10 protein-coding genes and 2 pseudogenes are annotated in these 8,777 nt (G+C 68.3%); 10 read left to right on the top strand and 2 right to left on the bottom strand.

Features of this window, described 5'->3' with window-relative positions; genetic code table 11:
• Positions 1–495: 495 nt before the first annotated feature.
• Both GEV07_23770 and GEV07_23765 read right to left on the bottom strand, forming a co-directional pair.
• Positions 496–1,251, bottom strand: coding sequence for an NAD-dependent epimerase/dehydratase family protein (locus GEV07_23770; protein MQA05606.1), 756 nt, complete (start codon positions 1,249–1,251; stop codon positions 496–498).
• Positions 1,252–1,396: 145 nt separating this feature from the next.
• On the bottom strand, positions 1,397–1,825 hold the full coding sequence (locus tag GEV07_23765; protein MQA05605.1) for an NUDIX domain-containing protein: 429 nt from the start codon (positions 1,823–1,825) through the stop codon (positions 1,397–1,399).
• Between the two features lie 89 nt (positions 1,826–1,914).
• On the opposite strand from GEV07_23765, the gene GEV07_23760 reads away from it, so the two are divergent.
• The 10 genes and pseudogenes from GEV07_23760 to GEV07_23715 all read left to right on the top strand — a co-directional run bounded on the left by GEV07_23760 (position 1,915) and on the right by GEV07_23715 (position 8,735).
• On the top strand, positions 1,915–2,694 hold the full coding sequence (locus GEV07_23760) for a UTRA domain-containing protein (GenBank protein MQA05604.1): 780 nt from the start codon (positions 1,915–1,917) through the stop codon (positions 2,692–2,694).
• Positions 2,695–2,801: 107 nt separating this feature from the next.
• Entirely contained in the window at positions 2,802–3,236 is a 435-nt protein-coding gene (locus tag GEV07_23755) for a plasmid replication, integration and excision activator (protein ID MQA05603.1), read from the top strand.
• Positions 3,233–3,487, top strand: coding sequence for a hypothetical protein (locus tag GEV07_23750; protein MQA05602.1), 255 nt, complete (start codon positions 3,233–3,235; stop codon positions 3,485–3,487). Before GEV07_23755 ends, GEV07_23750 begins: the two co-directional genes overlap by 4 nt.
• Positions 3,488–3,570: 83 nt before the next feature.
• Complete coding sequence (locus tag GEV07_23745; protein ID MQA05601.1) at positions 3,571–3,816, top strand: hypothetical protein; 246 nt, start codon at positions 3,571–3,573, stop codon at positions 3,814–3,816.
• Complete coding sequence (locus GEV07_23740) at positions 3,813–4,094, top strand: hypothetical protein (GenBank protein ID MQA05600.1); 282 nt, start codon at positions 3,813–3,815, stop codon at positions 4,092–4,094. The genes GEV07_23745 and GEV07_23740 overlap by 4 nt, the downstream gene beginning before the upstream one ends.
• The gene (locus GEV07_23735) at positions 4,091–5,611 is read left to right on the top strand and encodes a cell division protein FtsK (protein MQA05599.1); all 1,521 of its coding nucleotides are present in this window, start codon (positions 4,091–4,093) and stop codon (positions 5,609–5,611) included. Before GEV07_23740 ends, GEV07_23735 begins: the two co-directional genes overlap by 4 nt.
• Complete coding sequence (locus tag GEV07_23730; protein MQA05598.1) at positions 5,608–5,829, top strand: hypothetical protein; 222 nt, start codon at positions 5,608–5,610, stop codon at positions 5,827–5,829. Before GEV07_23735 ends, GEV07_23730 begins: the two co-directional genes overlap by 4 nt.
• 17 nt (positions 5,830–5,846) lie before the next feature.
• Positions 5,847–7,348 (top strand): annotated as a pseudogene (locus tag GEV07_23725) (replication initiation protein).
• 20 nt (positions 7,349–7,368) lie between these two features.
• Entirely contained in the window at positions 7,369–7,581 is a 213-nt protein-coding gene (locus GEV07_23720) for a helix-turn-helix domain-containing protein (protein ID MQA05597.1), read from the top strand.
• Positions 7,581–8,735: pseudogene (locus GEV07_23715) on the top strand (tyrosine-type recombinase/integrase). The gene GEV07_23720 and the pseudogene GEV07_23715 overlap by 1 nt, the downstream one beginning before the upstream one ends.
• The last annotated feature ends 42 nt before the right edge of the window (positions 8,736–8,777 follow it).

Below are 8,777 nucleotides of genomic sequence, written 5' to 3'. Positions count from 1 at the left end.
CTGCAACGACTCAACCCCGCCCGGCGCCGCCGCGCCGCCCCCACAGTCATCAAACGCAAGATGCCCAAGTGGCACGTCAAACGCTCACACCACGCCACCTGGCCACAACCCCAGCACCCACCGGACTACCTCATCCAGAAACCTAACTGAACGGTATTGCCCCTAATGGCACGCTAATGGCACGCCTGGGGACAGCCAGCTTGGAAGATGTGCCGGGCCGTCGTGCGTGATCGTGCTCGGCCTGGTCGCCTCGACGTTCTCACCGTTGTTGACCGCTGCTGACCCTGAGGTGGCCGTGGCGCGTGGCCCGGATGTGGCCCATCGACAGCCACACTTCCCCGTCCTCCTCATAGGAGCCGCCCCCAGGCTGGAGCGGAGTGGGTCAAGGGTCGAGCGTGCTCGATCGCGCAGCGACGCCGCAGGCGCCCTTGACGCACGGAGTGGAGGCCGGACAATCACCCGGCGAGGAGGACGGGGAGCCCAACGTTTCACTGTTCAGGGTGGGCATTGGTCGTGCGGCCGCCAGTGCAGTACGTCGCGGGCGTTGGCAAGGCTCATTACGCGACCGGCGGCGTCGCCGCTGACATGGAAGATCGCGAACCCGTGTCCCCGGTAAATGACCGCTGCCGTCAGAGCCGCCGCCGTGTCGCGTGCCGAGGTGCTCACGTGACGCGCGAGCTGGTGCTGGCGGGACGGCCATTGGTCGTCCGCGGTCGGGAAGCACAGCCGGAGACACACCGTGTCCATGGACCATTCGGCGGAGGCGGCGTGGCAGACGCGCTCGCCCAGTTGCTTGGCCAGGGCGTAGGGCTCGGTGGCGTCGCAGGGCGCGGTCTCATCGGGCCACTTGCCGTACGTCGCGTCGGTCGACGCTTCACCGTTGGTGTCTCGAAGCCGGTAGACCGACATGCTGCTCGTGTAGACCGCATGGCGCACGCCGGCTCGATGTGCGCTAGCCAACGCCGAATACAGACCGACCACCGCGAGATCGAGATGGGCGACCACGGTCTCTGTGTGCTCCCATCCGCTGAGCGGCCCCATGGCCATGTAGACCAGCGAATCGACACCGTCGGCGAGGCTCGTCACCAGCCCTACATCGTGCACGTCGCCGCGGCTGTACTCGACACCAGGTACAGGAGAAACGGGATCGCGTAGGTCGAGTACGTGCACGGCATGCCGGTCGGCGAGCCACGGCACCACTAGCGACCCGACCGAGCCACACCCACCGACCACGAGCACACGACTACGCATACCGCTGATCACCGTATCTTGACGGCCCGGGCCGTCCGCGAGGACGGCGTCCACGCCGCCCGCAGCGGCGGTCCCGGACGCGCCGCGTCAGCGGCGCCTTGATCTATAAGAGGTGTATCCGGCAATACCAGCAGTGGCGCTGTACCTAGGCGACGAGCGATACTCCGTCGTGAGTCCTGATTGCCGGTGTGCCGGTGTAGCGGATGGCGTCGCGGGCGCGGACGGCGTAGGCGGGGTCCATGAGGCTGTCTAACTCTTCGTCGGTGGCCCAGTGGAAGGTGGATACCTCGTCGTTGTCAGCGAGGTAGGTGCTGGTGGCGTGGCAGCGGAATACGAGGGCGACGATGCCGCGGGCGATGTTCTTGTAGACGCCGGACAGGGTCTCGACTTCGATAGATAGACCAGTCTCTTCGGCTACCTCGCGGGCTAGGCCGGCTTCGATGGGCTCGTCCAGCTCGAGCACGCCGCCGGGTGGTTCCCAGTGGCCGTTGTCGGCTCGCCGGATGAGGAGGACGCGGTTGTCCTCGCGCACGATTGCGGCGGCGACGCTGACAGAGTGCCGCTGCGCGGTCATGCCTCGCCTCCCTTGTCGGCCTTGGCCGCTAGTGTGTCGTCTAGAGGAGTTACCTGCAAGGGTACACGGCCGCTGACCTGTGAGGACGGATCGTGGCGCTAGGCAAGGTCGACGCCGGCAGTGACCGGCCGGTGTTCCAGCAGATCGCCGACCAGCTGCGCGGGGAGATCACCCGGGGTGGTATCGCGGCTGGGGAGAAGCTGCCGTCCGAGGCCGGGCTTATGGAGCACTACGGCGTGGCCCGGATGACGATCCGGCAGGCGCTCGGTGTGCTCAAGAGTGAGGGCCTGGTGGTCGCCGAGCACGGGCGCGGGGTGTTCGTACGACCTCGGCCGGTGGCTCGCCGGCTGGGTAGCGACCGGTTCGCGCGGCGGCATCGGCAGGCTGGTGACGCGGCGTTCGTAGCGGACGCCAAGGCCGCTGGGCAGACATATACGGTGGACAACCTGCAGGTCACGCGGGAGAAGCCGGCCGAGTCGGTGGCCGAGTTGCTCGACGTTGACCGACGGAAGAACGTCGTGGTCCGGCGCCGCCGCTATCTCCTGGATGGGCATCCGGTGGAGATCGCCGCGTCGTACATCCCGATGGAGATAGCTGGCGGGACGAAGATCGAGGATGCCGACACCGGGCCCGGCGGGATCTACGCCCGGATGGAGGAGCAGGGCTTCACGTTCGGGCCGTTTCACGAGGACATCCGGGCTCGGATGCCGCGCCCGGACGAGGTGACCGAGCTGCGCCTAGCGCCCGGCGTGCCGGTTCTCGACCTGGTGCGCGTGGCACGCGATGTCGAGGGGCGGCCGCTGGAGGTCTGCGAGACCGTGATGGCAGCGGACTCGTTCGTGCTCAGCTACGACCTACCGGCCACGTAGGCGACACGCCTCGCCGGACTGGTTGACAGCCTCAGGCCAACTCCTCTATACATGTGTTATAACTCCTCTAGACGTATGGAGGAGATGGCATCGAAGGAGGACTACGGATGGCGATCGATGGAGGGTTCCGGTTCCCGGTCGAGTTCGGGCAGGCGTTCCCGCACGGCGCGTACGTCGTCGGTGAGGTAACGCGGGTCCGTGACTACGACGCGAAGGGCGACAAGCAGAAGGACGACAAGGTCACCGGTCTGCCGATGTGGGAGGTCCGGTGCATGGACGCGGACCCGAGCGTTCGTCGGGGCGAGTTCAAGGTGAAGATCGCCGCGAAGGTGCAGCCGGTGCCGCCGGATGCGCTGCCTGGGCTGCCTTTCCGCCCGGTCGAGTTCACCGGCCTCACGGTCACCCCGTATGTGGACGAGGGGTCAAAGCGGTTGGCGTACTCGTTCAACGCCACCGGCATGCAGGCCCCGACCGGTGCGGCCAAGACGAACGTTGCGAAGGCGGCCGGCTCGTCTGCGGCGGGTAAGGAGCAGGCGGCATGAGTGACGTGACGATCAACGTGCACGTGTCCGCCGGCGAGGACCGTGTGGTGACCACATATGAGTCCACCCTCGACGGTGCCCCGTTCGTGGCGCTGCAAATCGGCGCGACCTTCCGTGGCGTGACGCTGATGGTCCGCGACGAGCAAGCACTCAACGAGTTGGCGTCGATGGTCGCCGAGGCCCGCGCGGGCCTGGCCGGCGCGCTCAACCGGGCGAAGCAACCCGAGCTGTCGGACCTGGTGGCTTCTTGAGCCGGCGCGGCAGCGGTGACGGAGTTGGAGGCTCTCGCCGCTGCCGCGCCTTCCAAACCCACCTAGGAGAGGCGTGATCTGGCATGTCCAAGCGTAGTAACTCCGACATCCCGTGCGGTCAGACGGCGATCTTCACCTACCGGGCTGATGTGACCGCGAAGGCGCTCGGCCTCGATCCCACCCGCTGGGTCTACCCCTGCGGACTCTGCAACGAGGGCCCGGTCAGTGAGCCGGGGAAGCTTTGCGCGACCTGCGCACCCACCCCGCCACGCACCCGCCGCAAGACCGCCAAGAAGACCACCACCGCGAGGGGAGGTGACCGGCGATGACCGTGCTCGGCGTGAACCTGTTCGGCCTGATCGTGGCGTTCCTGGCTGGCGTGGTCACCGGCGGGATGGTCGTGTTCTTCTCCCGTGGCCCGGTGGTGGCGTACTTCCGGGTCAAGGACGAACCCGACCCCGAACCCGTCCAGGTCGAGGTGCTCGCCCAGCAGTCACGCCATCGGGTTCGGCGGCAGCCGGTGTGGGAGCGGGTGGCGGCCCGTCCGGTGTGGTCGGAGGTTCCTGAGGCGACGCGTCGCCAGCTCGGTCGCGGAGGTGCATCGTGACTGGCTGGGTGGAGAAGGCCGCACCGGGGGTGTCCTCGGCGAAGTTGAAGCTCTCGCTGGGTACGGCTATCGCGCTGTTCCTGGTATTCCACTGCTGGCGGGGCGTGTGGTTCCTGGTTCGTCAGTGGCCGCTGTGGCTCGCTGGCGGGCTGACGCTGGTCGCGGTGCAGGTCTACGACGGGCTCGGCGCCTACGGGCTGTCTGCGGCCGGTGCCGGCGTGGCCGCCGCCCTGGTGGTCTGGGCGTTGCTCCATCGGCGGTCGTTCGAGGTGTGCGTGTACTGGCCGCTGCGGGGCTGGGTGCGCGGCCTGTTCGTCTACGCGCCCGGCTGGGACGAGCTGATGGCCGTATGCGGGCTGGCGAAGAAGGTCCGCTCCGAGCACCGGGCGCCTCGGCTGATCCGTACCCGGTCGACCAACACCGTGGACCGAGTTCGGGTAAAGACCTTGCGTGGGCAGACTCTGGCGGACTTCGCGGACAACACCGACCGGTTCCGGGAGAACACCGGCGCCGAGGACTGCCGGGTCCGACGGCTGTACTGGCCTGGTCTCACCATCGCTGGCCGCCAGCTGATTCGCCGGCGGCTGCGGGCGCGGGTGCTGGACTTGTGGTTCCTCGTCCGCGACCCGCTCGCCAACCCGGTGCCGCTGTTCGCCGTGGACGACCGGCCGAACCTGAAGAAGCTCACCCTCGCCCTGCGAGAAGACGGGCTGCCCTGGGCACTGCGGCTGCTCGGCACCCACGTGCTGGTTGCTGGGCGTACCGGCGCGGGGAAGGGCTCGGTGCTGTGGTCGCTGATCCGCTCACTCGGTCCGGCCATCCGGGACGGGTCGGTCGAGCTGTGGATGGTGGACCCGAAGGGCGGCATGGAGTTCGCGGCCGGGCAGGCGTTGTGTGCGCGGTACTGCTACGGCGACCGCTCGACCGATGACGAGGGCAAGAAGCGCGCCTACCAGCTCGACTTCGCCGAGTTCCTCGAAGACGCCGTGGACACCATGCAACACCGGCAACGCGAGTTGCGCGGCATCTCCCGTACCCACAAGGCACGGCCAGGCGACCCGCACATCGTGATCATGATCGACGAGCTCGCCTGCCTGACTGCCTACGTCACCGACCGCGAGGCAAAGAAGCGGATCGATGTGGCGCTGGGGATGCTGCTGTCGCAGGGCCGCGCGGTCGGGATCTCCGTTGTCGCCGCGCTGCAGGACGCTCGCAAGGAGGTCCTGCCGGACCGCGGTCTGTTCCCGACCCGGATCGCGCTCGGGCTCAACGAGCCGGATGAGACCGACCTGGTGCTCGGCTCGGTCGCGCGGAAGAACGGCGCCCGCTGTGACGAGATCAGCGAGGACACACCGGGTGTCGCGTTCGTCGCCGTCGAGGACACCCGCGAACCCATCAGGGTCCGGTTCGCGTACGTGGACGACGACGAGATCGGCCGCCTGACGCAGACCCACCGACACCAGCCCATGCCGGTCGATCCGTACCCGGCCGAGCCGCTCGAGGAGACGAACCGATGAGCGCGCTGACGAGCTGGATTGACGAGACGCGCGAGGCCGTGGCCTGGGAGTTCGACTGTGGGGTGTGTCTGGACTTCGGGTACCTCGATGGCCTAGGCCCGTGCCCGCACTGCGACCCGGACGGGTACGCGGAACACGTCTACTACGCCTCCCAACAGCACCGCTGGGGGCTCGGTGGCGAGGACCCGTGGCCGGCCGCAGGCGGTGGTGCCCTGTGACGACGAAGGCGGGGGATATCCCGCTGGAGGTGATCCGGGCGACGGCGGAGACCGATGGCGTCTGCGTCCGCCCGGTCATCACCCGGCTTCACGACACTCAAGAGAACACGTCCCGGCTGGTGCCGATCCCATGCGGCTCCACCCGCGAGGCGCAGTGCCCGTCGTGTGCGGACCGGAACCGGCGGCTGCGGATGCAGCAGTGTCGGGAGGGCTGGCATCTCGACACCGAACCCGTCCCCGACGACGGGGACGAGCACCCCGACGACGGGGATGACCAAGACGAGGAGCCGGCTGACACGTCGCGGCGGGTACGGTCCACGCGACGGAGGCAGGACGCGCCCGACCTACCTCGACAGGAGGTGCAGCCGCACACGATCGGTCCGACCTTCGGCAGCGAGGGCAAGACCTACCGGCCGTCCATGTTCGGCACGTTCACCCTCGGCTCCTACGGCCGGGTCCGCTCGGACGGCACGCCGGTGGACCCGGAGTTGTATGACTACCGGCGGGCGGCGTTGGATGCGATGCACTTCCCGAAGCTGGTCGACCGGTTCTGGCAGAACCTCCGCCGTGCCGTGGGCTGGAAGGTGCAGTACTTCGCCGTCGTCGAACCGCAACGCCGGCTTGCACCGCATCTGCATGCGGCGATCCGGGGTGCGATCCCGAGGTGTCTGCTTAAGCAGGTCGTCGCGGGGACGTATCACCAGGTGTGGTGGCCGTCCTTCGACCGGGCCGTGTACGTGGACGAGCTGCCGACCTGGGACCCGGACATCGGCGGGTACGTCGACCCGCACACGGGTGAGCTGCTGCCGACGTGGGAGCAGGCGCTCGACGCGCTGGATGAGGACCCGGACGCGGAACCGGCGCACGTGGTCAGGTTCGGGGAACAGACCGACTTGCAGGGCATCCTCGCCGGCACCGACCAGGCGGATCGGCGGATCGGGTACCTGTGCAAGTACCTCACCAAGTCGATCACCGACACCTACGACCCGGACGACATGCCCGTCCGCCGCGCGGCACACGTGGACCGGCTGTGGGAAGAGACCCGGTGGCTGCCGTGTGCGCCGATGTGTGCGAACTGGCTCCGCTACGGCATCCAACCCAAGAACGCCCGCCCCGAGCTGCAGCCGGGGTTGTGCCGGGGGAAGGCGCACCGCAGGGAGACGGTCGGGTGTGGGGGCCGGCGGGTGCTGGTGTCACGGCAGTGGACCGGAAGACGCTCACCGACCACCGCGCTGACCGGGCGGCTGTGGTGCGGGCGGTGCTCGAGGAAGCCGGCATCGACGCCCCTGACATCGATCGGTACTCGACCAAGGTCACTGCCGCTGACGGCAAGCCTCGCTACGTCTGGATGCCCGTGCACGCCGACGAAGAGGAGCTGCCGGAGTACCGGCACGTGCTGCTTGCTGCACTCCGTGAACGGCAGCGATGGCGAGTCCAGTACGAGCAGGCCAAGGAACGCGCCGGACCCCGGCTCGCAGAACTTTCGGCAATCGACCGACCCGCCACGGTGGCGGCATGACGAGGGGAGGTGACGACGAGATGGACAGGCTGCTGACGGTCGCGGAGGCGGCGCCGCTGCTCGGGGCGAAGAACGAGCGGTTCCCACGTCGGCTCATCGCCGAGCGGCGCATCCGGTTCGTCCGGACTGGACGGCACGTGCGCATCCCCGAGTCGGCCATCCGGGAGTACCGCGAGGCCAACACGGTGCACCCGATCGCCAGGGATCGGTACGGACGGGTGGTGGCCGCCTGATGGCGAACAGGAAGGGCCGTCGAACTTTCGGCAACATCCGGAAGCTGCCGTCCGGTCGGTACCAGGCGAGCTACCTCGGGTCGGATGGGATGAGGTACAACGCTCCCGAGACGTTCCCGACTAAGGGCGACGCTGGCGCGTGGCTCACCATCCGCGAGTCGGAGCTGCTGCGAGGGGAGTGGAGTAGCCCAAGCAGGGGACGCGTGCTGTTCCAGGACTACGCAGAGAGCTGGATCGCTGACCGGGACCTCGGCGCGTGAACCCGTGATAAGTACCGGACGCTGCTGCGGCTGCACGTCAAGCCCCGCCTCGGGACGCTGGAGCTTGGCGAGATCACGACTGAGACCATCCGGCGGTGGTTGGCTTGGCTGCGGAGCAAGGGTGTGGGTGCGAGCACGAGAGCTGGTGCATACCGGTTCGTCCGGGCGGTTATGAACACGGCGGTGGAAGACGAGCGGGTCAAGCGGAACCCGTGCCGGGTGAAGGGCGCCGACAAGGAGCACGCTGAGGAGCGTCCGGTCGCCTCGATCCCGCAGGTGTTCACACTGGCCGATTCGGTGCCGGGGCGATACAAGGCGCTGGTCTTGGCGGCCGCGTTCACCAGCCTCCGCTGGGGCGAGCTGGCCGGGTTGAGGCGAGCTGACGTGGACCTGGGCGAGCGGATTATCCACGTGCGACGGACCCTCATGCAGCTCGACACGGGGGAGCTCGTTGAGGGTGCGACGAAGAGCGCGACGAGCAGGCGCAAGATCAGCATCCCGCCGCTGCTCGTCGATGCCCTGCGCGACCATCTCAGCGAGTACGTTCGGCCGGGTGCTCGTGCTCGGGTGTTCACCCGGGGGAGCGGGGACGACCTGCGCCGGGACTGCTGGCACCGGGATGCGGGTTGGCATGAGGCGCTGAAGGTAGCTGGCCTGCCGAAGGGGTTCCACTTCCATGACCTGCGGCACACCGGTAACCACCTCGTCGCCCAGTCGGGGGCGAACCTGCGGGAGATGATGCGGCGGATGGGGCACAGCAGCATGCGGGCCGCGCTGATCTACCAGCACGCCACCGACGAGCGGGACCGGGAGATCGCCGACCGGCTGGCTGGCCTCGTCGACGAGTACCGGGCGGGGCAGATGCCGGACTCCGACGATGCCGACGAGGGCTAATTGCACGCTAGTTGCACGGCGAGGGCCCGACAACGAAACGGC

It is taken from the genome of Streptosporangiales bacterium (assembly GCA_009379825.1).
GTDB lineage: Bacteria > Actinomycetota > Actinomycetes > Streptosporangiales > WHST01 > WHST01.
This window is presented reverse-complemented; position numbering and strand designations above follow the sequence as displayed.

Bases quoted from the DNA above. Each gene is read 5' to 3' on its own strand.
- GEV07_23770 (MQA05606.1), bottom strand. From the start codon at position 1,251: ATGCGTAGTCGTGTGCTCGTGGTCGGTGGGTGTGGCTCGGTCGGGTCG.
- GEV07_23765 (MQA05605.1), bottom strand. From the start codon at position 1,825: ATGACCGCGCAGCGGCACTCTGTCAGCGTCGCCGCCGCAATCGTGCGC.
- GEV07_23755 (MQA05603.1), top strand. From the start codon at position 2,802: ATGGCGATCGATGGAGGGTTCCGGTTCCCGGTCGAGTTCGGGCAGGCG.
- GEV07_23750 (MQA05602.1), top strand. From the start codon at position 3,233: ATGAGTGACGTGACGATCAACGTGCACGTGTCCGCCGGCGAGGACCGT.
- GEV07_23745 (MQA05601.1), top strand. From the start codon at position 3,571: ATGTCCAAGCGTAGTAACTCCGACATCCCGTGCGGTCAGACGGCGATC.
- GEV07_23740 (MQA05600.1), top strand. From the start codon at position 3,813: ATGACCGTGCTCGGCGTGAACCTGTTCGGCCTGATCGTGGCGTTCCTG.
- GEV07_23730 (MQA05598.1), top strand. From the start codon at position 5,608: ATGAGCGCGCTGACGAGCTGGATTGACGAGACGCGCGAGGCCGTGGCC.
- GEV07_23720 (MQA05597.1), top strand. From the start codon at position 7,369: ATGGACAGGCTGCTGACGGTCGCGGAGGCGGCGCCGCTGCTCGGGGCG.